The organism is Fervidicella metallireducens AeB, assembly GCF_000601455.1.
GTDB classification, from domain to species: Bacteria; Bacillota; Clostridia; order Clostridiales; family Caloramatoraceae; genus Fervidicella; species Fervidicella metallireducens.
This window is the reverse complement of record NZ_AZQP01000006.1, coordinates 39,394-64,811: the sequence shown is the minus strand read 5'-3', so window position 1 is coordinate 64,811 and position 25,418 is coordinate 39,394. Positions and strand designations below refer to the sequence as shown.

General features: G+C 32.1%; 25 protein-coding genes and 3 pseudogenes. 1 reads left to right on the top strand and 27 read right to left on the bottom strand.

Annotated elements, in window-relative coordinates; translation table 11 throughout:
* Nucleotides 1-196 precede the first annotated feature (196 nt).
* Nucleotides 197-1,726, top strand: a complete 1,530-nt coding sequence (locus Q428_RS03220; RefSeq protein WP_035378141.1) for a YifB family Mg chelatase-like AAA ATPase — start codon at nt 197-199, stop codon at nt 1,724-1,726.
* Nucleotides 1,727-1,797: 71 nt separating this feature from the next.
* On the opposite strand, the gene Q428_RS03215 is transcribed toward Q428_RS03220, so the two are convergent.
* The 27 genes and pseudogenes from Q428_RS03215 to pta form a co-directional block, all read right to left on the bottom strand.
* Nucleotides 1,798-2,157, bottom strand: coding sequence for a YraN family protein (locus tag Q428_RS03215; RefSeq protein ID WP_035378139.1), 360 nt, complete (start codon nt 2,155-2,157; stop codon nt 1,798-1,800).
* A gap of 34 nt (nt 2,158-2,191) precedes the next feature.
* The gene (locus Q428_RS03210) at nt 2,192-2,956 is read right to left on the bottom strand and encodes a ribonuclease HII (protein WP_035378136.1); all 765 of its coding nucleotides are present in this window, start codon (nt 2,954-2,956) and stop codon (nt 2,192-2,194) included.
* Nucleotides 2,956-3,822 carry a ribosome biogenesis GTPase YlqF gene (ylqF, locus tag Q428_RS03205; RefSeq protein ID WP_035378134.1) on the bottom strand — a complete coding sequence of 289 codons (867 nt, stop codon included), beginning with the start codon at nt 3,820-3,822 and terminating at the stop codon, nt 2,956-2,958. The genes Q428_RS03210 and ylqF overlap by 1 nt, the downstream gene beginning before the upstream one ends.
* Nucleotides 3,823-4,015: 193 nt before the next feature.
* Complete coding sequence (rplS, locus tag Q428_RS03200; protein WP_035378132.1) at nt 4,016-4,360, bottom strand: 50S ribosomal protein L19; 345 nt, start codon at nt 4,358-4,360, stop codon at nt 4,016-4,018.
* 90 nt (nt 4,361-4,450) lie between these two features.
* A complete protein-coding gene (trmD, locus tag Q428_RS03195) occupies nt 4,451-5,197 on the bottom strand; it encodes a tRNA (guanosine(37)-N1)-methyltransferase TrmD (protein WP_035378129.1) in 747 nt (248 codons plus the stop codon).
* The gene (rimM, locus tag Q428_RS03190) at nt 5,194-5,700 is read right to left on the bottom strand and encodes a ribosome maturation factor RimM (protein ID WP_035378127.1); all 507 of its coding nucleotides are present in this window, start codon (nt 5,698-5,700) and stop codon (nt 5,194-5,196) included. Before rimM ends, trmD begins: the two co-directional genes overlap by 4 nt.
* Before the next feature lie 48 nt (nt 5,701-5,748).
* The gene (locus Q428_RS03185; RefSeq protein ID WP_035378124.1) at nt 5,749-5,976 is read right to left on the bottom strand and encodes a KH domain-containing protein; all 228 of its coding nucleotides are present in this window, start codon (nt 5,974-5,976) and stop codon (nt 5,749-5,751) included.
* Nucleotides 5,977-5,990: 14 nt separating this feature from the next.
* Nucleotides 5,991-6,236 carry a 30S ribosomal protein S16 gene (gene rpsP, locus Q428_RS03180; RefSeq protein ID WP_035378114.1) on the bottom strand — a complete coding sequence of 82 codons (246 nt, stop codon included), beginning with the start codon at nt 6,234-6,236 and terminating at the stop codon, nt 5,991-5,993.
* 34 nt (nt 6,237-6,270) lie between these two features.
* Nucleotides 6,271-7,610 (bottom strand): annotated as a pseudogene (gene ffh, locus Q428_RS03175) (signal recognition particle protein).
* A gap of 14 nt (nt 7,611-7,624) precedes the next feature.
* Nucleotides 7,625-7,957, bottom strand: a complete 333-nt coding sequence (gene ylxM / locus Q428_RS03170; RefSeq protein ID WP_242847758.1) for a YlxM family DNA-binding protein — start codon at nt 7,955-7,957, stop codon at nt 7,625-7,627.
* Between the two features lie 102 nt (nt 7,958-8,059).
* Entirely contained in the window at nt 8,060-8,965 is a 906-nt protein-coding gene (ftsY, locus tag Q428_RS03165; RefSeq protein ID WP_035378113.1) for a signal recognition particle-docking protein FtsY, read from the bottom strand.
* Between the two features lies 1 nt (nt 8,966).
* Nucleotides 8,967-12,515, bottom strand: coding sequence for a chromosome segregation protein SMC (gene smc / locus Q428_RS03160; RefSeq protein WP_035378110.1), 3,549 nt, complete (start codon nt 12,513-12,515; stop codon nt 8,967-8,969).
* Between the two features lie 331 nt (nt 12,516-12,846).
* Nucleotides 12,847-13,107: a stage V sporulation protein S gene (locus tag Q428_RS03155; RefSeq protein WP_035378108.1), complete on the bottom strand. Its 261-nt coding sequence runs from the start codon at nt 13,105-13,107 to the stop codon at nt 12,847-12,849.
* Nucleotides 13,108-13,181: 74 nt separating this feature from the next.
* A pseudogene (locus Q428_RS03150) lies at nt 13,182-14,251 on the bottom strand (elongator complex protein 3).
* The gene (gene rnc, locus Q428_RS03145; protein ID WP_051514862.1) at nt 14,244-14,960 is read right to left on the bottom strand and encodes a ribonuclease III; all 717 of its coding nucleotides are present in this window, start codon (nt 14,958-14,960) and stop codon (nt 14,244-14,246) included. The pseudogene Q428_RS03150 and the gene rnc overlap by 8 nt, the downstream one beginning before the upstream one ends.
* A gap of 110 nt (nt 14,961-15,070) precedes the next feature.
* Nucleotides 15,071-16,309 carry a beta-ketoacyl-ACP synthase II gene (gene fabF, locus Q428_RS03140; protein ID WP_035378105.1) on the bottom strand — a complete coding sequence of 413 codons (1,239 nt, stop codon included), beginning with the start codon at nt 16,307-16,309 and terminating at the stop codon, nt 15,071-15,073.
* A gap of 91 nt (nt 16,310-16,400) precedes the next feature.
* Nucleotides 16,401-16,634 carry an acyl carrier protein gene (gene acpP / locus Q428_RS03135; protein ID WP_035378103.1) on the bottom strand — a complete coding sequence of 78 codons (234 nt, stop codon included), beginning with the start codon at nt 16,632-16,634 and terminating at the stop codon, nt 16,401-16,403.
* A gap of 38 nt (nt 16,635-16,672) precedes the next feature.
* The gene (gene fabG / locus Q428_RS03130; protein ID WP_035378102.1) at nt 16,673-17,416 is read right to left on the bottom strand and encodes a 3-oxoacyl-[acyl-carrier-protein] reductase; all 744 of its coding nucleotides are present in this window, start codon (nt 17,414-17,416) and stop codon (nt 16,673-16,675) included.
* 14 nt (nt 17,417-17,430) lie between these two features.
* Entirely contained in the window at nt 17,431-18,369 is a 939-nt protein-coding gene (fabD, locus tag Q428_RS03125; RefSeq protein WP_035378182.1) for an ACP S-malonyltransferase, read from the bottom strand.
* Between the two features lie 5 nt (nt 18,370-18,374).
* Nucleotides 18,375-19,307, bottom strand: coding sequence for an enoyl-[acyl-carrier-protein] reductase FabK (gene fabK, locus Q428_RS03120; protein WP_084478069.1), 933 nt, complete (start codon nt 19,305-19,307; stop codon nt 18,375-18,377).
* An 11-nt stretch (nt 19,308-19,318) separates the two neighbouring features.
* On the bottom strand, nt 19,319-20,305 hold the full coding sequence (locus tag Q428_RS03115) for a beta-ketoacyl-ACP synthase III (protein ID WP_035378100.1): 987 nt from the start codon (nt 20,303-20,305) through the stop codon (nt 19,319-19,321).
* 20 nt (nt 20,306-20,325) lie between these two features.
* Nucleotides 20,326-21,318, bottom strand: a complete 993-nt coding sequence (plsX, locus tag Q428_RS03110; RefSeq protein ID WP_035378098.1) for a phosphate acyltransferase PlsX — start codon at nt 21,316-21,318, stop codon at nt 20,326-20,328.
* 3 nt (nt 21,319-21,321) lie between these two features.
* Nucleotides 21,322-21,894, bottom strand: a complete 573-nt coding sequence (gene fapR, locus Q428_RS03105; RefSeq protein ID WP_035378096.1) for a transcription factor FapR — start codon at nt 21,892-21,894, stop codon at nt 21,322-21,324.
* A 339-nt stretch (nt 21,895-22,233) separates the two neighbouring features.
* Entirely contained in the window at nt 22,234-22,410 is a 177-nt protein-coding gene (gene rpmF, locus Q428_RS03100) for a 50S ribosomal protein L32 (protein WP_035378094.1), read from the bottom strand.
* A gap of 12 nt (nt 22,411-22,422) precedes the next feature.
* Complete coding sequence (locus Q428_RS03095; protein WP_035378092.1) at nt 22,423-22,917, bottom strand: YceD family protein; 495 nt, start codon at nt 22,915-22,917, stop codon at nt 22,423-22,425.
* 119 nt (nt 22,918-23,036) lie between these two features.
* The gene (locus tag Q428_RS03090; RefSeq protein ID WP_035378090.1) at nt 23,037-24,233 is read right to left on the bottom strand and encodes an acetate/propionate family kinase; all 1,197 of its coding nucleotides are present in this window, start codon (nt 24,231-24,233) and stop codon (nt 23,037-23,039) included.
* Nucleotides 24,234-24,309: 76 nt separating this feature from the next.
* Nucleotides 24,310-25,313: pseudogene (gene pta / locus Q428_RS03085) on the bottom strand (phosphate acetyltransferase).
* Nucleotides 25,314-25,418: the final 105 nt, after the last annotated feature.

Here is a 25,418-nt window from a genome sequence, read left to right as displayed (position 1 = left end):
ACCATATATTAATGATATAATCTTTCATAAAAAAACTCCTTTTAATAATATTATTTTTATTTAAACATTTTTATCATATTGTTTGTATTTTATACAACTATTTATCAATTATGATAATATTATTTATGATATAAATAAGTAAATATTTGTTTATTTTCTTTGATTATGGTAATAATCATTTGTGAGGAGTGATACTATGCTTTGTAAAGTTAACACCATATCTTTAATTGGTATTGATGGTTATATAGTTGAAGTTGAAGTTGATATGCAAAGTGGTCTACCTGCTTTTAACATGGTGGGACTTCCTGATGTAGTAGTTAAGGAATCAAAAGAAAGGGTAAGATCAGCTATAAAAAATTCTGGTATTGAATTTCCGATACATAAGTTGGTTGTAAACTTTGCTCCAGCTGATGTTAAAAAAGAAGGTCCACATCTTGATCTTGCAATAGCAATTGGAATTTTAATATGCAACGGTGATGTTGATTTTCAGGACATTCGTGATTCAATTTTTGTCGGCGAGCTTTCACTAAATGGTGAAATAAGGCCCGTAAAAGGTGTTTTACCAATGGTCATTGAAGCTAAGAAAAAAAATTTTAAGCGCATATTTATACCTGCTCAAAATAAAAATGAAGTATATTTTATTGACGGAATTGAAATATATCCTATTTACACATTAATAGAGTTAATAGAATTTTTAAACAATAAATTAATACTTGAGAAAATAATGAATGAAGAAATTAAAATACCAGATAGCTTAACATACGATATTGATTTTTCTGAAGTTAAGGGGCAGCGGCTAGCAAAACGTGCAATTGAGGTTGCCGCAAGTGGTGGTCATAATATAATAATGATTGGTCCTCCTGGTGGTGGCAAAACAATGATAGCTCAAAGAATTCCAACTATACTACCCCTCTTGAATTATCAGCAGGCAATTGAAGTAACAAAAATCTATAGTGTTTCTGGCCTTTTAAAAGATGATTCAATGGTAGTATTTTCACCACCTTTTCGCTCTCCACATAGTAATGCATCGACTGCATCCATAATAGGAGGAGGCAGCAATCCATTGCCTGGTGAAATATCATTAGCACATAATGGAGTTCTATTTTTGGATGAAATTCCTGAATACAGAAGAGATACTTTAGAATCATTAAGACAACCTATGGAGGATGGCCATGTTTATATATCAAGAGTAAAAGGTAAATATAAATATCCTTCAAAATTTATTTTAGTTGCCAGTATGAATCCATGTCCTTGTGGATATTACGGATATCAACTAAAGGAATGTAGATGTTCAGAAAATCAGATTCGAAGTTACTTAAACAAGATATCTGGTCCCCTTCTTGATAGAATAGATATACATCTTAATATAGAACCAATACAGTTTAATGAAATACACAGTAAAAGTAATGAAGAAAGTTCTGAAAGTATCAGAAAAAGAGTAGAAAAAGCAAGGAAAATTCAAACAGAACGCTTTAAAAATGAAAGCATAACATGTAATGCACAAATGAAAGCTAAACATATAAAAAAATACTGTAGTCTTGATGAAAAAGGCTATCTTTTACTTGAAAGTGCCTTTAAATCAATGGCACTAAGTACCAGGGCATACAGTAAAATATTAAAAATCTCCAGAACGATAGCTGATATGGAGAACTCTGACATCATAATGGAAGAACATGTAGCTGAAGCTATACAGTATAGAAGTCTCGATATTAAATATTGGAAATAAAAACTTTTAACATTATTTTAAAAAAATCGCTGGATTAACTAAAGTAATTCAGCGATTTTTATGTTCTTATACTAAAAGGCATTCTTTATAATTGTAATTGATTTAGTTTTGTCATCATTATCTAGTATAATGTCCACAACATCAAATCGTAGGTTTAAATTTTTTAATTTTGCTCTGGATAAGTAAACAATTGCAATATTTTTTATTTTTGTTTGTTTAAAGTAATCAACAGCTTCACGAGGATGACCAAATTTTATACTTCGTCTTGTTTTAACTTCCACAAAGGCTATAAAGTCACTATCTTTTGCAATTATATCAATTTCTCCATGTCTTGTTCTAAAATTTCTCTCTAGTATCGTATAACCATTTTTAATTAGAAAATCACAGGCCAGCTTTTCACCAAATTTACCCACTTCATTCCTGCTAAGCATAATTAAACCCTTCCATTTTTTATAATTAATTAAACTAAAGTATGTTTTTTAAAAAAGTCTTCCTATGTATTTCACAAATACCATATTCTTTTATTGCATTAATATGCTCCTTTGTACCATAGCCTTTATTCTTATTAAATTGATATTCAGGATACATATAAGACATCTCATCCATGAACTTATCTCTTGCAACTTTAGCAACTATTGATGCTGCTCCAATAGAGTTTGATTTATCATCTCCCTTTATAATTGATGTTTGAGAAATTGATATATCGAGCTTTAAAGCATCTATTAATAAATGTTCTGGACATACTGTTAAGCCATATATAGCCCTTTTCATCGCTAACTTTGTTGCATTTAATATATTAAATCTATCTATTTCATCTGGAGTTGCGTATCCAATTGAATAAGCAAAACACTTCTTTTTTATTTCATCAGAGAGAATCTCTCTTTGATGTTGAGTTAATTTTTTTGAATCCTTTATACCAAGTATTTCTACATCAGGATTCAAAATTACTGCGGCTGCATAAACCGGACCTGCTAACGGTCCTCTCCCAACTTCATCAACACCAGCAATATATTGGATACCCTTAGATAAAAGCTGTTTTTCGTAATAGCTTCTTTTTTCATATTCTTGGTATTGTTTTTTAGAGTCATTGAGTCTTTTTTCTGTTTTTTCAATTAAATTTAACACACTTTTTCTGGTTTCATTCTTTAATTGTTCTTTTAACTTTATAAACTCTTCATAATTACATCTGCTAAGATAATCTTGTATTTCTTTTGCCGTATAATTTTCCATTAACTTTCCTCCACTATTGATTCAGAAGTTGGATACTCTAATGTAATTTTACCCAATTTTCCAGATCTAAAATCATCTAAAATCAAAATTGCAGCTCTTTGAGTATCTATTCCACCGCCAGATACCATACAACCTCGTTTTTTCCCTATCATTTTTAATGTCTCATAGGCATCCTTTAATACATCAACATTATATCTCTTTATAATTATATCTTTATCTTTATTCATCAATTCTTCGATTAGTTTTACAGAAAGTTCTTCAGGGTCTAATATTTCATCTTTAATTGCTCTAGTGAAAGCCAAGTGATAAGCAACCTTCTCGTCATCAAATTTTGGCCATAGGATTCCAGGTGTATCCATTAATTCAAAATCCTTATTTACTTTAATCCATTGTTTGTTTTTTGTAACCCCTGGTTTATCCCCTGTTTGAGCATTTGATTTAGACGATATTTTATTTATAAATGATGACTTACCAACATTAGGTATACCTGCAACTAAAGCCCGCACAGGCCTTCCTACAATTCCTTTTGCAGCCTTTTTTTCGAATTTTTCACTCGTAGCGACTTTCACAGCATTATAAACTTTGTTTATATTTTTTCCTGTTATTGAATCGATTTCAAGAGCAGTTATTCCTTTACTCCTATAATATTTAATCCATTCCTTTGTTACTGAATCCTGCGCCAAATCGCATTTATTCAATAATACTACCTTAGGTTTATCAGATATTAGCTTATCTAAATCAGGATTTTTACTGCTCTCCGGTATTCTTGAATCCAAAATCTCTATGATCACATCTATTAGTTTTAAACTCTCTTGTATTTGCCTCTTTGTTTTTACCATGTGTCCAGGATACCATTGTATAACCATAATTCACCCCTGAAAGCCATATTACTTTCTCATATATCGCAATTTGATATACATTGTAAAACTTTGTTTTACAGCCCGGGTTAGGCACACTTCCCTCCTCGTATTAATTTTTTATATAATTATTTTATCCATTTCAAATTCAATAATAAATCTGTTTATAATAAAATGGGACTGTGAATACAGTCCCATTTTATTAATACATAATTTCCTTAACTTTAGCAGCCTTACCTACTCTCTTTCTTAGATAGTAAAGCTTAGCTCTTCTTACCTTTCCTCTTCTAACTACCTCGATTTTATCAATCATTGGTGAGTTAACTGGGAATGTTCTTTCAACACCTACACCATAAGAAATTCTTCTTACAGTAAATGTTTCTCTAATTCCACCGTTTTGTCTTTTTAAAACGATGCCTTCGAAAACTTGAATTCTTTCTCTGTTTCCTTCTTTTACCTTAACGTGTACCTTTACAGTATCACCTACATTAAACTCTGGAAGGTCACTTCTTAATTGTTCAGCTTCGATAGCTCTAATTAAATCCATGCCTTTCCCTCCTTCCTTTCATAGACGTTCGTGCTTATTTTGCAGAGGACCGCCCGTAATAACACAATGAAAATTATATCATATTGTTTTCTATTTATCAACATTTACATCTAAATCTTTTTTTATTTTATCTAAAATTTTAAGCTCTTCTTTTGACAATTTAGTTTTGTTTATTAAATCAGGTCTTTTTTCATAAGTTATTTTTAAAGATTGATACTTTCTCCACTCATTAATCAGCTTATGGTGACCTGATAAAAGCACCTCAGGCACTTTCATTCCTTTATATACCTCTGGTCTCGTATATTGAGGATATTCAAGTAAACTGTTATAAAATGACTCATCTTCGTAACTCTCGTTACATGACAATACACCTGGTACTAATCTTGAAACAGAATCTATTACTGCCATTGCAGCAATTTCTCCTCCTGTAAGTACAAAATCTCCAAGAGATATTTCATCATCAACTAGCGGCATTATCCTTTCATCAATGCCTTCATAATGTCCACAAATTAACAGTACATGTTCTTTACTACTCAATTCTCTAGCAATATTCTGGTTATATTTCCTTCCTCTGGGAGTCATTAATATCGTAAATGGCTTATACCCGTACTGATTTTGTAATGCTTCAACAACGTTGTATATAGGCTCAGCTTGCATTACCATACCTGGACCTCCGCCATAAGGATAATCATCAACTTTTTTATGTTTATTACCAGAATAATCCCTTATGTTAATTGGATTTATATTGAGTATCCCCTTATCTTTTGCACGTTTTATGATACTGTGCTCAAACACCTGAAACATCTCAGGAAATAAAGTTAATACATCAAACTTCATAATAATCCCTCTAATAATTTAACTATCATTTTTTTGTTTTCTATATCTACATTTTTAACGACTTCTTTTATAGCAGGAATTAAAAATGTTTTACCGTTCTCTTGCTTTATTTCATAAACATCGTTACTACCAGTAGAAAAAACTGAAACAATATTGCCTAATTTTCTGCCATCTTCTTCAATAACTTCAATTCCGATTAGATCAGCAATAAAATAAGTATCCTCAGAAAGTTCTACTGCATTTTCTCTATCTACATATAAAAAAACATTTTTATATCTCATAGCTTCATTCATATCTTCTATGCCTGAAAGTTTTAATATAACTAAATTCTTTATATATTTTACTCCCTGAACTTCTATAGGTATATATTCTTCATCTTTTTTAATAAACACTTTTTTAAGTGAACTAAAGCGCTTTACATCATCTGTCAATGGATAAACTTTAACTTCTCCTCTGATTCCATGAGTATTTATAATTTGACCAACTTTTAAAAAATTAATCATTTTTCTCACCCTCTATGTTTAAAAAGAGTTAGGAAATCCTAACTCTTTTTATATTATCTCAACTACTACTCTTTTATTCTCCTTTGTAGCAGCCGCCTTAACAACTGTTCTTATTGCTTTAGCAATTCTGCCTTGTCTACCAATTACTTTACCCATATCCTCTGGAGCTACCTTCAGTTCAATGATCACTGACTGCTCTCCGGATATTTCTTTAACCTGAACAGCTTCTGGATTGTCAACTAATGCTTTAGCAATAGCTGAAACTAATTCTTGCATCATATGCACCTCTCTTATTCTATAATACCTGCCTTTTTGAAAAGACTTCTTACAGTATCAGAAGGTTGTGCACCATTTGCAATCCACTTTTTAGCTTTTTCAGAATCAATTTTTACTTCTGCTGGCTCAGTTGTAGGATTGTAGAATCCTATTTCTTCTATAAACTTACCATCTCTTGGTGATCTTGAATCAGCTACTACTACTCTGTAGAAAGGAGCTTTTTTTGCACCCATTCTTCTTAATCTTATTTTTACTGCCATTATACTCACCTCCTTAAAATGTCTAGAAAATTATTTATTTAAAGAAAGGAAATTTAAATTTCCCTTTTTTCATATTTTTTTGCATATCTGAAAACTGCTTCATCATTTTTCTTGCTTGTTCGAATCCACTTAACAACTTATTAACATCTTGAATTTTTGTTCCAGATCCTGCAGCAATTCTTTTTTTTCTACTGGCATTAATAATTGATGGATTTTGTCTTTCTTGCTTTGTCATGGACTTAATTATTGCTCAGTACGGGCTATTTCCCGTTCATCTACTTCTAAATCACCTAATTTAGCTGAATCAAGTCCCGGTACCATTTTTAAAATATCCTTTAAAGGCCCCATCTTTTTCATTTGCTGCATCTGTGACAGAAAATCATCAAGGGTAAACTGTTGCGTCATAAGCTTTTTCTGCATCTCCAATGCCTGCTTTTCATCTATGCTTTCCTGAGCTTTTTCAATTAAGCTCAGTATATCTCCCATACCGAGTATTCTTGAAGCCATTCTGTCAGGATGGAATACTTCTAAATCAGATAGTTTCTCTCCCACTCCAGCAAATTTTATTGGTTTCCCAGTTACAGCTCTTATTGATAATGCAGCTCCTCCTCTAGTGTCCCCATCTAACTTTGTAAGAATTACTCCTGTTATATCTAGAGAAGCATTAAACTGTTCAGCAACATTCACAGCATCCTGACCTGTCATTGCATCAACAACCAGCATAATATCATTGGGATTTATCGCCTCTTTAATATTCTTGAGTTCATCCATCAACTGCTCATCTATATGCAATCTTCCTGCTGTGTCAATTATTACATAGTCAGCACCAATCTTTTTAGCATTTTCAACTCCTGCTTTTGCTATATCAACTGGACTAACTTTATCACCCAGACTAAAAACAGGTACGTCAATCTGATTACCAAGAACTTGTAATTGTTTTATTGCAGCTGGCCTATATACGTCAGCAGCAACTAGCAATGGCTTTTTGTTATGTTTTTTCAGGTACAATGCAAGTTTTCCTGTCATCGTTGTTTTACCTGCACCTTGTAAACCAACAAACATAATAATGGTCGGTGGCATAGACGAAACATTAAGCTTGCTTTCAGTTTTTCCCATAAGAGTTACCAGTTCTTCATTTACTATTTTGATTACATGTTGAGCTGGTGTTAAGCTTTCCATTACTTCCTGTCCTACTGATCTTTCACTTACAGTATTAATAAAATCCTTAACAACTTTATAATTAACGTCAGCTTCAAGCAAAGCTAACTTTACTTCTCTCATAGCATCTTTTACATCTTTTTCAGTTAACTTACCCTTACCCTTTAATTTTTTAAAGGCTTCTTGTAATTTTGAGGAAAGACCTTCAAAAGCCATATATAAACCTCCCATTATTGTTCAATAAGCTCATCTATTAAGTTAATTACCTCAATTAATTCCTGCTTATTTTGTACCAACAATTTTTCTTTAACTTTTTCTAATTTTTGCTTCTGCAAAATAAACCTGCTCACTAGTCCTAGTTTATCTTCATAGTGTCTCAAAATTTTCTCACTTCTTCTAACTACATCGTGAACTGCTTGTCTTGATATATTTAATAATTCAGATATCTCTCCTAAAGACATATCCTCTTCAAAATGGTAGGATAGTATTTGTCTTTGCTTTTCAGTTAAAAGATTTCCATAAAAATCAAGCAGTAATGCTATTTCACTATACTTGTTAATCACACTTAACACATCCTTAAATGATAATAACAAAAAGGATTAAAGCTGTCAAGTAATTTTACTTAACATTTAAAATGTAAATTACACATCTTTATTGTATATGTTCTATAGCAAAGCATTTGCAAAAGCTGTTGGGTCAAATTCTTGAAGATCTTCTATTCCTTCGCCAACACCAATCATTTTCACCGGAATTTTTAATTCATTATTTATTGCTATAACAATTCCACCCTTAGCAGTTCCATCCAACTTTGTAAGAATTATGCCATTAACATCTGATACTTCCATAAATTGTTTTGCTTGTATTGTTGCATTCTGACCTGTAGTTGCATCTAGCACAAGTAGTGTCTGCTTATAAGCATCAGGACATTCTCTCTCAATAATTTTATTAATTTTTCTCAACTCTTCCATTAAATTTTTCTTGTTGTGTAATCTTCCCGCGGTATCACAAATTAATACATCTATTTTCTTAGCCTTTGCAGACTGAATTGCATCAAAAATTACTGCAGCAGGATCTGCTCCCTCCTGATGCTTTATAACATCTATTCCGCTTCTGTTTCCCCATACTTCAAGCTGATCAATTGCTGCTGCCCTGAAGGTATCTCCAGCAGCCAGCATTACCTTATATCCTTTATTTTTTAAATAAGCAGCCATTTTCCCAATTGAAGTAGTTTTACCTACTCCGTTAACACCAACAACCATGTATACAGCTAAAGTTTTTTCAGGTAAAATATTTCTAACTTCATTTCCAAGTAATTCTATTATTATTTCTTTCAAGAGTTTTTTAACTTCTTCAGCATCTGAAACTTTCTTTTCCTTTATCCTTTTTCTTAATAAATTTATAATATCTGTTGTTGTTTGAAATCCTATATCAGACATTATTAACGCTTCCTCAAGCTCCTCTAATAATTCTTCATCAACTGGTCTACTGAATGAAAGTATCTGATCAACCTTACCAGTAAGACTATCTCTAGTTTTAGCCAATCCTTCTTTTAGTTTATCAAACCATCCCATTTTAAATTCCTCCTTTTAATTTAAGAGATACCATCTTTGAAACTCCTTTTTCTTCCATGGTAACTCCATATAATGAATCTGCTACTGACATAGACCCCTTCCTATGTGTAATTATAATAAATTGAGTCTTTAATGCAAAATCCTTTAAAAAAGCAGCATACCTATTAACGTTTGCATCATCTAGTGCAGCTTCAATCTCATCTAAAACACAAAACGGTGTGGGTTTCATCCTTAATATAGCAAAAACTAATGCTATTGCTGATAACCCTTTCTCTCCCCCTGAAAGCAAAGATAAACTTTGTAGTTTTTTACCAGGCGGTTGAACTATTATGTCTATTCCTGAACTCAACACATCCTCACCTTCTAACTTCAGGTCAGCATAACCCCCACCAAATAACTCTCTAAAGGTTAGATTAAAGTTTTCTTTTATTTCTTTAAATTTTGATACAAACTGTTCCTGCATCTTTGTTGTTATATCTTCAATAACGCTCATTAATGAAGTTTCTGCCTTTTGAAGATCCAACTTTTGATTACTTAAAAATTCATATCTTTCTGTAACCCTCTTAAATTCCTCAATAGAATTAACATTAACTTCTCCTAGCAATTTTATACTGTTTTTTAGTTCATTAACCTTTTTATTTGCTTCGGAAAAATTACTAATATCTATCTTGTATTTTTCTGCCTGTGGAATAGTCAGCTCATAATCATCCCAGAGCCTATTAGCCAAAGCTTCTATCTCTGTTTCCAATTTTGATTTTACAACTTCTAATTTATATATTGATTGAATTGTACTATTTATGTTTTCTTCAATTACAGATTTTTGTTTTTCATTTAATATTAATTGATTTGATAATTCTTTTTTCGTATTTTCTATTGAAATTATTTTATCCTTTAATTCAATAATAAGTTCCGCAGATTTTTGAATATCCGCAATTAAATTTTTAATCTCATTTTTTGTAAACTCCAGACCCTTAATTGACTCATTCAGTTGTTCTTCATAAAATATTTTTTTCTTATTCCTGTTGTTTATCTGACTTTCTAAATCTCTTATTTTATCAGCCAATATTTCCATCGTCTTCATCTTATCAGCTAAGATTATTTTTTGTTTTGTTAATTTATCCCATACTTCTTCTTTATAAATTTGTAAATTTTTATAATCGTTTTGAAAAGTTTCGATTTTTTTATTTATATTTTCATGCTCTATTTCATATTTTTCTAGTAATAACGTATTTGATTTTATATTTTCAATATTTCTATGAATTTCTGATTCATTATGGGAAATCTCCATTTCAATTTCCTTTATTGTTTCAAAGATTGTATCTTTTTCCCTTTGTAACACTTCAATTTTATTTTTCTCAGTTTGTATTTTAATTGTATAAGACTGTATTTCGCTCTCTATTTTTCTTAAAATGTCTTTATATGAATTTAAATCCTTGTCTATATTTAATGATTTTTCTTCACTTTTTTTCAACAATTCCTTTTGTTCTTCTATTCTGACTGATAATTCCATTATTTCATTTTTTCTTGTAAAGACACCTGTGTTCTTCATATTAGTACTTCCACCGGTAAATGAACCACCTGCGTTAATAACATCCCCTTCTAGGGTGACAATCCTATACAAATAGTCAGTAATTCTAGCAATCCTCTGTGCGCTGGCTAAATCCTTACTTATTATTACTCTCCCTAAGAGATTTGAAATAGGATTTGTAAATTTAGCATTATAACTAACAATGTCAGCAGCAATACCAAGATACCCTTCAATTTCTTTTGTATGCTTATCCAGACTTATATTCCTTGGTTTTATTGTAGATAATGGCAAAAATGTTGCCCTACCTGCATTGTTCTGCTTTAAATATTTTATCATTTGAGATGCAGTATTTTCCGAATCTACAACTATATTCTGTATAGATGAACCAAGTGCAATCTCAATTGCTATTTCGTATCCAGTTGGAACTTTAATCAGATCACTAACTGTCCCAAAAACTTTTGCATCATCCTTGTAGTTCTTAATAATAGATTTAACTGCTCTGTTAAACCCTTCCATGTCCTTTTCCATTTCATTCAAAGTTTTGAACTTTGCTTCATAAATTTTCAAATTCTCAAAGCATTCATTTTTTTCCCTTATTAAACTATTTTTTTCCTTTTCTAAAATCTCTATTTTTTTGTTCATTTCATTTTTTCTATCATTTAATTGAAAAAGCTCTTCACTGTTATTATTTATATTCCCACTGGATTTTTCTATTTCATCCGTAGTCAAATTAAGCTTTTCTTTTTTTACTTCTATCTCTTTCTTTAATTGCATACTTCTATTTTTTATATTCTCAACTGTGGCTTCTGCAGAAGTTGTCTTATTGTTTATATCCGATATATATCCTAATATCTGAATAATATCTGCTTTACTATTTTCTATTGTTTTTTCAAAGTCTATGCAACTCTTTTGTGTTATTTCGTACTCTCTATTTATTTCCTTTAAGTTTTCCTCAATTTCAAGGACTTCTAATTCTACTCTGCCTTTCTCATTTATTAAATTCTCTTGTTCGTTGTGCATTTGAACTACTAAGTCTCCTTCTTCTTCAAGAAGACCTGTTAATCTTATACATTCCTTATTATAATTATCACAGCGTTCATTTAACAATTTCAATGTTCCCTGTTTATTTTCAAGTCCCTTTTCAGCATTAAATCTTTGGTCATTTGTTTCTTTAAATATATTATCGTAATGCTCTAATCTTTTTTTTAGCTCTTCAATTTTATCTATAATAAGTTGTCTTTCTTTATCTAATTCACTCTTACCTTCAGTTAGCTCTTTGATGTCGCTATTATGTTTTTTTAATTTTTCTTCATTAATACCATAATTATGCATCATAACATTTATTTCTAATTGTTTAAGTTCTTCCCTTAAGGTAAGGTACTTTTTTGCAATATCCGATTGTTTACGCAAAGGTTCTATTTGTTCTTCAAGTTCATTAATTATGTCATTAAGCCTAATCAAATTTTGTTTTGTATTTTCTAATTTTCTTTCTGCCTCTTGTTTTCTTGTTTTATACTTTACAATACCTGCAGCTTCTTCAAAAATATTTCTCCTCTCCTCTGATTTTGTACTCAATATTTCATCAATCTTACCCTGTCCAATTAATGAGTACCCATCTTTCCCTATTCCAGTATCCATAAAAAGTTCTACTATATCTTTTAATCTTACTATTGTATTATTAATTAAATATTCACTTTCACCTGACCTGTATAAGCGACGTGTGACAGTAATTTCACTGTATTCTAATGGCAAAATTTTATTTGTATTATCAATTGTTAAAGAAACTTCTGCACAGCCTAATGCTTTTCTATTTTCAGTTCCTGAGAAAATAACATCCTCCATTTTTCCGCCACGAAGTGTTTTTGCACTCTGTTCCCCAAGTACCCATCTAATAGCATCTGAAATATTACTCTTTCCGCTTCCATTTGGACCTACTATAGCTGTGATTCCTTTTCCAAATTCTAAATCTACTTTATCTGCAAAGGACTTAAATCCTTTAACTTCTAATCTCTTTAGATACAAATTAACACCTCACTTACTTCAATTGTATCTCAAACCAATAAAAAAGGATTCACCCGGGTGGACAAATCCCTCAAACATTATTTTAATTTTAAAATTTATTAAGTTTATTGTCAATCTGCTAAATAACACAAAAAATACTAGAACTTTTGAGATATCCCACTATAAGTAGTCACCCAAAAGTTCTATGTTCTTAGAAAATAACTTTAAAATTCCCTACTCAGGTCCAATTAATAACCTTTTTAATGATTATTTGTAGACCATATTTCCAAAAATCTCTTTAAATAAGATTCAAATATATTTTTCAACTATCTGAATCTATTAATAATCATTTTTATCTTGGCTCCACAATGAATTTAATTGCTGTTCTTTCTTCTCCTTCTATTTGAATTTCAGAAAAAGCTGGAATGACAACAAGATCAATTCCGTTTGGCGCAACAAAACCTCTTGTTATTGCAATAGCCTTAACAGCTTGATTTACAGCCCCTGCACCAACAGCCTGAACCTCTGCTGATGCTCTTTCTCTGAGGACTGCAGCAAGCGCTCCTGCTACCGCCTTAGGTTGTGATTGAGCAGATACTTTTAGTACTTCCATATACTATTCCTCCTCCATAAACTTCTCTGTAGAGTATAGTATAAATATTCTGCATTTTCACAAAAATCCCTTCTTTATTTTTCCAATTTTACATAGTCATATAATGACATTTTTCGAAAATAATTATTGTCGTAAAATGCCAATGTATAGCTATTAATCTCTTTAACTTGTCGTATCTTAATATTTTTTGTATTAAATTCTTTTATTATCTCATTAAAATATCTTTTTTTGTCGGCATAAAGTTTTGATATGTCTTTTGGTGAAATCGATATTTCAATATTTGAGGAATCTTTAAACTCTTTATTTATCACATACTTTATCATATCATTTAATAAAGATGACTCAACCAGTTCTCTAAAAGCCGGATGGAAAGGGCCTGCAACAACATCCTTTCCGGAATTTATTTGTTCTGTTACCTGAAGCCCAAGCCTTATCACATCAATCCTACTTCTTATGAATTCTTTATATAACTTCTTTGAAATACTAACTGCGTCTTCTAACTCTAATGGAATATATTCACCTTTAATAAACATTTCTTCTAAACTTGTTTTCTTTATAACTAGTGTTGGATAAATCCTTACAAAATCTGGGTTTAGTTTTATTATTTTTCTTGCTGTTTCCATATCTTTTTCTTCATTATCTCCAGGAAGCCCTATCATCATTTGAAGTCCTAGTTCAAAGCCATAACTTTTGATTAATCTAGACGAATTAACAACATCCTCCTGACTGTGGCCTCGTTCAGAGAGCATAAGCACTTCATCATCCATAGATTGTACCCCTAATTCGATAATTTTGACGTTATGTTTTTTCAGATTCAAAAGTATTTCTTCGCTTATATAATCAGGTCGTGTTGACAATCTTATAGCATCTATAAGGCCATTGCTGAGTGCATTATTTGCCACAGCAAGTAATTGATTTTGTTGAACTATGGGAATACCTGTAAAACTACCCCCAAAAAATGAAACTTCTACAAAAGCATTTTTTCTATCAATTGTTTTTAAGTGTTCTCTAATTATTCCTTCAACATCCTTGCAATCTATCTCAGCTTCTCTACCAGTTATTTTTTTTGATTACAAAACACACAGTCGTGTGGGCAACCTCTGTGTGAAACGAAGATTGGTATGATGTAATGTTTTTTAGTCATTTATCTCCACTCCTAAAACTTTTAATGCTTGTTTTGCAGCTAATTGTTCAGCCTCTTTTTTACTTTTTCCTGTTCCCCTTCCATAACATTTATTATCCAAATAAACTTCAATCTCAAAGGTCTTGTCATGATCAGGACCAAATTCTCCGGATATGTTATACTTAATGGCTGCAGCTAAGTTCTTTTGCACATATTCCTGTAATTTTGATTTAAAATCATTATAATTTTTAGATTCACTGAACAGTTCTATTTTCTGTTCTAAATTTTTTAATACAAAATCTCTTGCTTTTTCGAATCCTCTATCTAAATAAACAGCAGCAATAATAGCTTCACATGCATCAGCTAATAGAGAGTCTTTTTCGCGTCCACCTGAAAGTTCCTCCCCTTTTCCTATCCTTAAGTATCTATTTACACCTAATCTTCTTGATATTTCAGCTAAAGATGATTCACAAACAACTCCTGCCCTTATACGAGTTAATTTACCCTCAGGTTTATTTTTATATTTTTTATAGAGGTACTCGCTTACAATCATACTTAACACTGAATCACCTAAAAACTCTAATCTCTCATTGTGATCATTGTATGTAAGATTGAATTGATTTGCATAGGAGCTGTGAGTTAAAGCTACATCTAATAATTCTAATTTATTAAAATGAACACCAAGTTTCTCTTGAAAATCTTTCAACATTTTTTTTCTCTCACTATTCATACTTTACCTCCCAAATGACATCGAAGAAATAAGTAAACTAAAAGCTCAGTATTTATTTATTTCCTCTATGTCAAAATATAAGCTAGAGTTTCACTCTAGCTTTTATTTTATTATTCATATTTTTTCATTAAAATAACTGCATTATGCCCCCCAAATCCAAAAGAATTTGACATAGCATAATTCACTACTTTTTCAACTGCTTTATTAGGAACATAATATAAATCACATTCCTCATCATTTTCTTCTAAGTTAATTGTTGGTGGAATTATATTGTTTTTTATTGCTAACGCAATAACCACTCCTTCTACTCCACCTGCAGCACCTAAAAGATGTCCAGTCATTGATTTTGTTGAACTTATAGCAACATTATAAGCATTCTCCTTAAAAACCGCCTTAATTGCCTTTGTTTCAAGTTTATCATTTAATCCAGTTGATGTTCCATGGGCATTTATATAATCAACATCCTCAGGAAGGATTTTTGCATCTTCTATAGCTTTTTTCATTGCTAAAGCTGCTCCACTTCCCTCTGGATCTGGTGCTGTCATGTGATAGGCATCACAGCTTGTTCCATACCCAACTACTTCTGCATATATTTTAGCATTTCTTTTTAAAGCGTGCTCTAATTCTTCTAGTATCAAAATACCTGAACCCTCACCCATTACAAATCCATCCCTGTTTTTATCAAAAGGACGGGAAGCTTTTTTAGGGTTCTCGTTGTTAGTAGACAACGCCTTCATGGATGAAAAGCCTGAAATTGCAAGTGGAGTAATTGATGCTTCTGTACCTCCAGTTATAATAACGTCAGCTTCTCCTCTTAAAATAGCATTATAAGCATCACCAATTGCATTTGTACCTGATGCACATGCAGTAACTACGGTTTCATTTATTGCCCTTGCCCCAATGGACATAGCAATCTGACCTGCAGCCATGTTAGCAATCATCATAGGTATAAAGAATGGACTTACTCGCTTTGGCCCTTTTTCTATCAATACTGACATCTGATCTTCAAAGGTTTCAATTCCTCCTACACCACATCCCAGTATTACACCTAACCTGTCTTTATTAATTTTCTCTAAATCGATGTTTGCATCCTTCAATGCCATTAAAGCAGCAGCAAGCCCATATTGAGTATTCCTATCCATTCTGCGAGCCTCTTTTTTATCAAAATAATTTTCAGGTTGAAAATCTTTTATTTCTGCTGCTATTTTAATACCCAACTCACTGGTATCAAATCTTTCAATTACATCTATACCACTTTTGCCCTCAATTAATGAATTCCAGAATAATTCTACATCCTTACCTAAAGATGTGATTACACCTAATCCAGTTACAACTACTCTCTTTTTCATTCTTATCCTCCTGACTTCATCAGGTACAGGTAATCTATGTAAATTTAAAAATGTCACAGTTTAAAAGCCCCGAAATATTTCGGGACTATTACTACATGTCAGTATGTTCCTTTATGTACTCAACAACATCACCAACAGTTTGAATTTTTTCAGCTTCTTCATCTGGAATTTCTATTTCAAATTCCTCTTCTAAAGCCATTATTAACTCAACAACATCAAGAGAATCTGCCCCAAGGTCATCCATGAATGATGATTCCATAGTTACTTCATCAGCATCAACCCCTAGGATATCTGATATTCTTTCTTTAACTTTTTCAAATATCATCCAATTCACCTCCCTTCAATGAATCAACTATAATAATATTACATAACCATGCCTCCGTCAACATTTATTACCTGACCTGTGATATAGTTAGAATCTTCTGACGCTAAAAATAACGCTGTTTTTGCAATATCTTCAGGACTTCCTATAGTTTTCATAGGAATCCTTGATAAAATTTCTTCTTTTACTTTTTCATTTAGAACATCTGTCATCTTAGTTTGTATATATCCTGGTGCAATTGCATTTACATTAATATTTCTAGTGGCAAATTCTTTTGCAACTGACTTTGTTAGAGCAATAACACCTGCCTTAGAAGCTGCATAATTTGCCTGACCAGCATTACCAGTAATACCAACTACAGATGCAATATTGATTATTTTACCCTGTCTTTCCTTTAACATATACCTTGACAATGCTTTTATAGTATTGAAGGTTCCATTTAAATTTATGTCTATCACTTTCTGGAAATCTTCTATTGACATTCTCATTACTAATGAATCTTTGGTAATACCTGCATTATTTACAAGTATATCTATCTTCCCATGCTTTGCAACGAGCTCATCTACCATATTTTCAACTTCTGAATAACTAGAAATATCACATTTATACATTTCTGCACTACCACCAAGTCCCTTGATTTCTTCCACAGCTTCTTCTGCAACTGATTGATTTCCAATATAGTTTATAATGACATGAGCACCTTCCTGTGCGTATTTCATTGCTATAGCTCTACCAATTCCAGTTGAAGCACCCGTTATTAAAGCAATCCTGTTTTTAAGTTTCATTTCGAACCTCCTAGCTAACGTCCAATTTCCATTAATAGTTTGTCTAAACTTTTCATGTCCTCAACATTTAAAACTTTAATGGATTTATCTATTTTTCTCATAAAACTTGTCAAAGTCTTTCCCGGTCCTATTTCTATAAATAATTCAACTCCATCATCAATCATTTTTCTCATGTTATCTTCCCATCTAACCGATGATGAAATTTGTTTTTTTAATTTATATACTATATCAGTTACTTTACCACTATAATATTCATTGTCGTAATTAGATATTACTTTGATATTTGGTGAGTTAATATCAATTTTTATCAGCTCTTTCTCAAGCTCTATACTTGCTTCATTTAAAAGGCTGGAATGAAATGGTCCACTTACATTGAGTACGACTGTTTTTGAAGCACCTGCAGATTTCAACTCAATATTAGCCTTTTCAACAGCATTTCTTTCACCGGAAATAACTATTTGCCCAGGACAATTAAAATTAGCAATTTCAACAATTCCTTCATTTGATAGACTCCTGCAAATTTCTTCAACAGTTTTCCTATCAAGTCCCATCACTGCTGACATTGCTCCCCTACCTTCAGGAACAGCGTCCTGCATTATCTTCCCTCTCTTATGAACTAGTTTTACTCCATCCTCAAAACTAAAGGAACCAGCATAGATTAAGGCAGAATACTCCCCCAGACTTAAACCAGCAGTATAGTCTGCTTTAATATTATATTCTCTTAATACTTCTACAATTGCAGTAGAAGTTGTTACCATACATGGTTGCGTATTTTCTGTTTTAGATAATTCGCTTTCAGGTCCTTGAAAACAAAGGCTTTTTACATCTATATCTAATATTTCATTAGCTTTATCAAAAATATGCCTTGCACACTTAAAGTTCTCATATATCTCCCTTCCCATTCCTGGATATTGAGATCCCTGACCTGAAAAAATAAATGCGACTCTTCTCATCATTATCATCCTCTTAATTTATTTAATGTATTCTGATAATCTTTTATTAAATCCTCAATAATCTCTTTACATGGTTTTATATCTTTAATTAATCCAGATATTTGACCTGCCATTACCGATCCTTTATCTACATCCCCTTCGATTACTGCTCTTCTTAATGCACCAATTCCTAATTTTTCAATATCCTCTTTTGGTGCTCTTTGTTCTTCTAGTTTATCAAACTCTCTGGTTAGCTTATTTTTTAAACATCTTATTGGGTGACCAGTAGATCTTCCTGAAGCAACAGCATCCCTGTCTTTAGCAGATATTATTGCATTTTTATAATTCAGGTGCACAGTACATTCCTCAGAGCAAACAAACCTTGTTCCAATCTGAACCCCCTCTGCACCTAATGCAAATGCTGCTAACATTCCCCTACCATCTGCTATTCCTCCAGCTGCAATTACAGGAATAGTTACAGCGTCAACAACCTGAGGTACCAAACACATTGTTGTTAATTCGCCAATATGTCCTCCTGATTCTGTTCCTTCTGCTATTACTCCATCAACTCCATCTTTTTCCATTTTCTTTGCTAATGCAACAGATGGAACAACAGGAATAATTTTTGTGCCTGCTTCCTTTAGCGCTCTTATATATTTTCCTGGGTTACCAGCTCCTGTTGTAATGACAGGAACTCTTTCCTCAATAATCACATTCATTACTTCATCAACATATGGAGACAACAACATAACATTTACACCAAAAGGTTTGTCAGTTATCTGCCTAATTCTTTTTATCTGTTCTCTTACATATTCAGCATCTGCATTTCCTGCAGCTATTATTCCTAAACCACCGGCTTCTGAAACCGCAGCAGCTAAATGATATGTAGATACCCATGCCATTCCACCTTGAAAAATTGGATACTTGATATTTAACATTTCACAAATTCTTGTTCTCAATTTAGCACCTCCTACAATAACCAATTTAACAATACAGAACCATAAGTCAGCCCAGCTCCAAAACCAACAAGAATAACCTTGTTACCTTTTTTTATTTTTCCATCTGCGTATGCCTCAAAAAGTGTAACCGGAATTGATGCTGAAGACATATTCCCATATTTATCTATTGTTATACCAATTTTATCCATAGGTATTCCAAGCCTTTTCGTAGCTGACTCTATAATCCTTATATTTGCCTGATGTGGTATAAAATAATCAATTTCATCAATATTGCAGTTAGACTTTTCAAGTACACAATTAACCGCTTCAGGCATGGCTTTTACTGCAAATTTAAATACCTCAGTTCCATTCATAAAAGTATAATGTAATTTTTGGTTTACTGTATCAATAGAAGCTGGCATTCTAGAACCGCCTGCAGGTAAATAAAGATATTCACCACCAGAACCATCAGCCTTTATATATGCATCTATTACACCGACATCCTCAGTCCTGGAAATTACAACTGCTCCAGCTCCATCTCCAAATAAAACACATGTATTTCTATTTGTAAAATCAGTTACTTTTGACAATATGTCGCATCCAATCACTAAAATATTTTTATAAAATCCACTATTAATAAACTGTGTAGCCACTGTAACACCGTAAATAAAACCAGTACAACCTGCAGATAGATCAAAAGCCGCAGCTTTATTTGCACCAATGTTATTTTGAACTAATGCCGCAGTTGAAGGATACATCATGTCTGGAGTTACGGTACATACAATAATTAAATCTACTTCTTCAGCATTAATTTTTGCCATTTGCAAAGCTTTTTTTGCGGCATCTGTTGATAAATCAGAAGCTGCTTCATCACTATTTACAATTCTTCTTTCTTTAATCCCAGTTCTTGTTATTATCCATTCATTACTGGTTTCAACCATTTCTTCAAGGTCATGATTGGTTAAAATTTTATTCGGTACAGATATTCCTATTCCCGTTATACCCGCATTATAAATCATTTCTATCTCTCCTAAAAGATTTAATTAATATGCTCAATCTCGCTTTTTATTGAATTTACCACATTACCTTCTATACATAATATAGCTTGTTTTATTGCATTTTTTATAGCCTTTGCGTTTGAACTGCCATGTGCCTTTATTACTAAACCATCAATTCCAAGCAAAATTGCACCACCATGTTCAGTGTAATCAAATTTTTTCTTAAATTTGCTAAAAACTGGCTTGAGTAGCAAGCCACCTAATTTTGTTGTGAAAGATGACAATATTTCTTCCTTTAGTATTTTAAAAATTGTTTGTGATACACCTTCATACAACTTTAAAATTATATTTCCTGTAAATCCATCACAAACTACCACATCAATATCACCATCTGGTATATACCTACCCTCAATATTACCCTTAAAATTCAGAGTACTTTCCCTTAAAAGTTTAAAACACTCCTTTGTAAATTCAGTACCTTTTTCTTCTTCAGCACCTATGTTAACAAGTCCTACAGAAGGATTATCTTTCTTAAGTACCTTTTTAGAATATATACTTCCCATTAGAGCAAATTGTAATATGTTGATGCTTTTACATTCAGCATTTGCACCAGCATCCATTAATAGAAAATGACCATTTTTCCCAGGAATTACAGGAGTTAATGCAGGTCTATCTATTCCTTTTATTCTTCCTATTACGAAAAGCCCACCAGCTAACAATGCACCTGTATTTCCTGCAGATATAAATGCATCTGCTTTACCTTCCTTAACAAGCTTCATACCTACAACCATTGATGAATCTTTTTTTCTCCTAATTGAAATTGTTGGTGAATCTTCATTTGTTATCACTTCGGATGTGTGTACAATTTCAAAATTGTTTTTATCTAACCCATAGTTATTTAAAGCTTCTTCAATTTTATTACTGTCTCCCACTAAAATAATATCAGTTTTGAATTCCTTTGAAGCTTCAATAGCCCCCTTAACTATTTCGTATGGTGCATTATCTCCACCCATAGCATCTATAACTATCTTCATAAACTACTCTCCTTTACTTTCCTTTAATGCAGCTAATACAAATTTACCTCTGAATACTTCTTGTTGATTAATATAAATAAACACCCAGACAAAAAATTTATTTCCCCGAGTTCTTATAACTTCACCTTTTGCAACTAATCGTTCACCAGAATAGACAGGCCTTTTATATTTTATATTAGCCACACCTGTCAGAGCAGCTTTTGCATCGACTATTGCTAAAGCCAATGTTTCAGCCATGGAATAGATATATTGCCCCTTCACTACTTTAGTTTTTTCAAAGACCATGTTATTATCCGTATCTAAGATAGAAATTGCGTTTTTCCCTGGAACAATGTCAATTAGGTCCCCAACAAATTCTTTTCCTGCAATAGCTTTAACTTTTGAAAACTTATTTTCAGCAACACTTTTTACTCTCTCTCTAAGTTCTGGAATTCCAAGTTCCATCCTATCAAGTCTTATGGTTTGTACTGAAATTCCAAATTTTAAAGCAAGTTCTTCATCCGTTATAAAAGGTTCTTCCTTCAATAGTTCTTGTAACTTAAGCTGTCTTTCATGCTTCCTGAGTTTTGCGTTCATAGGTCCCACTCCTTATACTTATTTTTATGACCTACTACTAATATTAAGTATATAGGACATTTTAAAATAAATCAATATCTTTTATTATTGCAAAATTTACTGAATATTTGACTTACTAGTATTATAAACAATTTATTACTTGATATAAAGAGTTACAAAATCTTACTTTACTATCTTCATAATTGCAATGTACTTTTACTGACTGTAACTATATTCAAGTAAAAATTTCATCTTTATCTTCCAATAAATTTTATTCTTTATAAAATCTTAACAACTCAATGTTCTATAAGTTTTTTCTAGTTAAAAAAAGAGAAAGTCATTAAAGACTTTCTCTATTTATTACTTTTCTACAACTGTTCTATTTTTATAATGGCCACAATTTCCACATACTCTATGTGCAAGTTTCATTTCGTGACATTGTGGGCACTCTACCATACCTGGCATCTCAAGTTTCCAAGTCTGAGCTCTTCTCTTGTTAGTTCTAGCATTTGAATGTCTTCTTGCTGGATTTCCCATTGTAACACCTCCTCATTTACCTTTAAAAAGGTCTTTAAGTGCTGCAAATCTCGGATCAATATTATCTCTATTACAGTCACACTGACCTAAGTTTAAATTTTTACCACAAACTGGGCATAATCCCTTACATTCTTCACTACATAGTGGTTTAAAGGGCAAAGACATGATTATATTATCAATAACCATATCTTTCAAATCTATGTAGTTTTCTGAAAAAGGATAAATATCTTCATCCCTCTTGGATTTTGAAAATAATTCATCAAAATCAATTGTTAAATGGTAATCAACAGAGTTTAAGCAACGTGAGCATAGAGTTTTAATTACCAACGATATGTTACCGATAACATTTACTATCTCTCCGTCATAGTAAGCATTACCGACAACACTTATCGGTGAAACCAACTCCAACTGAAAATCATCTCTTTCAATTTGATCTGTTTCAAACAACATTTCAAATTTCATTTGATCTACTTTCTTTGTCAAAAGCCTTGAAACATCTAAAATCATACGCTCACCTCATAATACATGCCATGATTATTATATTAATTTGGCATAAAAAAGTCAAGAATAAATTAGAATAATATTCTAGGTTTAAACTAGAATATTATTCTATTTATCTAAAATTATTAACCATTAATAATTTCTTTTGTATCTCTTGCTATCATCAGTTCCTCATTAGTAGGTATAACAAATACTTTTACCTTTGAACCTTCTGCTGAAACATCAACAGCTTTACCTCTTACATTATTCTTCTCTTCATCTATCTTTATTCCTAAAAATTCAAGACCTTTACAAATTTCAAGTCTTGTTTCTGGTGAATTTTCTCCTAATCCAGCAGTAAATACAACCGCATCTACTCCACCCATAGCAGCTGCATAAGCTCCTATATACTTTCTCACTCTATATGTATATACATCAAGTGCTAACTGAGCTCTTTCGTTGCCTTCTTGTGCAGCTCCTTCTATATCTCTAAAGTCACTGCTGACTCCTGAAATTCCAAGAACTCCTGATTTTTTATTCATTAAATTATTTACTTCTTCAGCAGACATACCTGCAGTTCCCTGAAGGAAAGTAACTATTGCTGGATCCATATCTCCACATCTAGTTCCCATTGCTAAACCTTCAAGAGGAGTAAAGCCCATGCTTGTATCAATTGAATTACCACCTGAAACAGCTGCACAACTTGCTCCATTTCCTAAATGACAAGTTACAATCTTGCAGTCTTTTATATCTTTTCCTAACATATCTGCAGCAACTTGTGATACATATTTATGTGAAGTTCCATGGAATCCGTATCTTCTTATTCCATATTTTTCATATAATTCATATGGTAGAGCGTAAATAAATGCTTCCTTTGGCATAGTTTGATGGAATGCAGTATCGAAAACACCTACCATAGGAGTATTTGGCATTAAAGCCTTACAAGCATTAATACCTATTATATTTGGAGGATTATGTAATGGAGCTAAATGTATACACTCATCTAGAGCTTTCATTACATCATCATTTAATAATACTGAACAAGCATATTTTTCACCTGCGTGAACAACTCTATGTCCTACAGCTGAAATTTCAGACATGTCTTTTATAACACCATGTTTTGAATCCACAAGGGCATCAAGTACAAGTTTTATTGCATCCTTGTGATCTTTCATAGGTTGTTCTATAACCACTTTATCCATACCCTCTGGTCTGTGAGTTAATATTGAGCCTTCAATTCCTATTCTTTCTACAAGACCCTTTGCCATTACCTTTTCATTGTCCATGTTAATCAATTGATACTTTAATGATGAACTGCCACAGTTGATAACTAATACCTTCATTACTGTAACTCCTTTCAAAAATGATTTAATATATTAAATTTTTAACTTTTAACATTATATCACAATTAGTTTGAAATTATAAATCCATACCTTGAGCTTGAACTGCTGTTATAGCAACAACATTTACTATATCTTCAACACTGCATCCTCTTGAAAGATCATTTATAGGAGCAGCAAAACCTTGACAAACAGGCCCTATAGCTTCTGCTTTTGCAAATCTTTGAACTAGTTTGTATCCTATATTCCCAGCTTGTAAATCTGGGAAAACTAAAACATTTGCATTTCCAGCTACTGGACTCTGAGGAGCCTTTAATTCTCCAACTTTTTTAACAACAGCCGCATCTAATTGTAATTCACCATCAATCATAAGTTCAGGTGCTGCTTCCTTTGCTAATTTTGTAGCCTCAACAACCTTGTCAACTAATTCATGTTTTGCACTGCCTTTAGTTGAGAAAGATAGCATAGCTACCCTTGGCTCTATTCCGCATAAAACTTGTGCTGTTTTTGCAGTTGCAATTGCTATTGATGCAAGCTCTGACGCAGTGGGATTTGGATTTACAGCACAGTCAGCGAAAAGTAACATTCCATTTTCCCCATATTCACAATTAGGAACTTCCATTACAAAAGTACTTGAAACAGTTGAAATTCCTGGAGCTGTCTTAATTATTTGTAATGCTGGTCTTAACAAATCTCCTGTTGAATGTATTGCACCTGAAACCATTCCGTCAGCATCCTTAGCCTTGACCATCATAGTTCCATAATATATTTCATCTTTTACAATTTCCCTAGCTTGTTCTATTGTAACACCTTTATTTTTTCTTAATTCATAAAACATTTGAGCATATTCTTCCAATTTTTCTGATTTACTTGGATCGATAATGCTAATTCCTTCGATATTTGCATTTTCCTTTGCAGCTAATTCACGTATTGCATCCTCGTTTCCTATAAGAACAACTTCTGCAAGTCCTTCTCTTTTTATTATTTCTGCTGCTTTCACAGTTCTTGGTTCATTTCCTTCTGGTAAAGCTATTAGCTTCTTTCTCCTTTAGCCTTAGCCCACACTTTTTCCATTAATCCCATTTCAAAATTCTCCTTTCTTCTACAAAATACTCACAAGTCTATAACTTCTATACAAAATCAAAAAATCCTTCTTATATATATAATGTTTATAAATAAAAAATTTAT

Coding starts and splice junctions, on each gene's coding strand:
- Q428_RS03115 (WP_035378100.1), bottom strand. CDS start 20,305: ATGATTTATAATGCGGGTATAACGGGAATAGGAATATCTGTACCGAAT.
- plsX (WP_035378098.1), bottom strand. CDS start 21,318: ATGAAGATAGTTATAGATGCTATGGGTGGAGATAATGCACCATACGAA.
- rpsP (WP_035378114.1), bottom strand. CDS start 6,236: ATGGCAGTAAAAATAAGATTAAGAAGAATGGGTGCAAAAAAAGCTCCT.
- Q428_RS03095 (WP_035378092.1), bottom strand. CDS start 22,917: ATGATTTTAGATGTTTCAAGGCTTTTGACAAAGAAAGTAGATCAAATG.
- ylqF (WP_035378134.1), bottom strand. CDS start 3,822: ATGGTTATACAATGGTATCCTGGACACATGGTAAAAACAAAGAGGCAA.
- fabG (WP_035378102.1), bottom strand. CDS start 17,416: ATGAAACTTAAAAACAGGATTGCTTTAATAACGGGTGCTTCAACTGGA.
- fapR (WP_035378096.1), bottom strand. CDS start 21,894: ATGAACGCAAAACTCAGGAAGCATGAAAGACAGCTTAAGTTACAAGAA.
- Q428_RS03155 (WP_035378108.1), bottom strand. CDS start 13,107: ATGGAAGTACTAAAAGTATCTGCTCAATCACAACCTAAGGCGGTAGCA.
- rimM (WP_035378127.1), bottom strand. CDS start 5,700: ATGATTAATTTTTTAAAAGTTGGTCAAATTATAAATACTCATGGAATC.
- Q428_RS03210 (WP_035378136.1), bottom strand. CDS start 2,956: ATGGAAAATTATACGGCAAAAGAAATACAAGATTATCTTAGCAGATGT.
- rplS (WP_035378132.1), bottom strand. CDS start 4,360: ATGGATTTAATTAGAGCTATCGAAGCTGAACAATTAAGAAGTGACCTT.
- ftsY (WP_035378113.1), bottom strand. CDS start 8,965: ATGGGATGGTTTGATAAACTAAAAGAAGGATTGGCTAAAACTAGAGAT.
- rnc (WP_051514862.1), bottom strand. CDS start 14,960: ATGAATAGTGAGAGAAAAAAAATGTTGAAAGATTTTCAAGAGAAACTT.
- Q428_RS03090 (WP_035378090.1), bottom strand. CDS start 24,233: ATGAAGGTATTAGTTATCAACTGTGGCAGTTCATCATTAAAGTATCAA.
- acpP (WP_035378103.1), bottom strand. CDS start 16,634: ATGATATTTGAAAAAGTTAAAGAAAGAATATCAGATATCCTAGGGGTT.
- Q428_RS03215 (WP_035378139.1), bottom strand. CDS start 2,157: ATGCTTAGCAGGAATGAAGTGGGTAAATTTGGTGAAAAGCTGGCCTGT.
- trmD (WP_035378129.1), bottom strand. CDS start 5,197: ATGAAGTTTGATGTATTAACTTTATTTCCTGAGATGTTTCAGGTGTTT.
- rpmF (WP_035378094.1), bottom strand. CDS start 22,410: ATGGGAAATCCAGCAAGAAGACATTCAAATGCTAGAACTAACAAGAGA.
- fabD (WP_035378182.1), bottom strand. CDS start 18,369: ATGAGAAGAGTCGCATTTATTTTTTCAGGTCAGGGATCTCAATATCCA.
- Q428_RS03220 (WP_035378141.1), top strand. CDS start 197: ATGCTTTGTAAAGTTAACACCATATCTTTAATTGGTATTGATGGTTAT.
- Q428_RS03185 (WP_035378124.1), bottom strand. CDS start 5,976: ATGCAAGAATTAGTTTCAGCTATTGCTAAAGCATTAGTTGACAATCCA.
- fabF (WP_035378105.1), bottom strand. CDS start 16,309: ATGAAAAAGAGAGTAGTTGTAACTGGATTAGGTGTAATCACATCTTTA.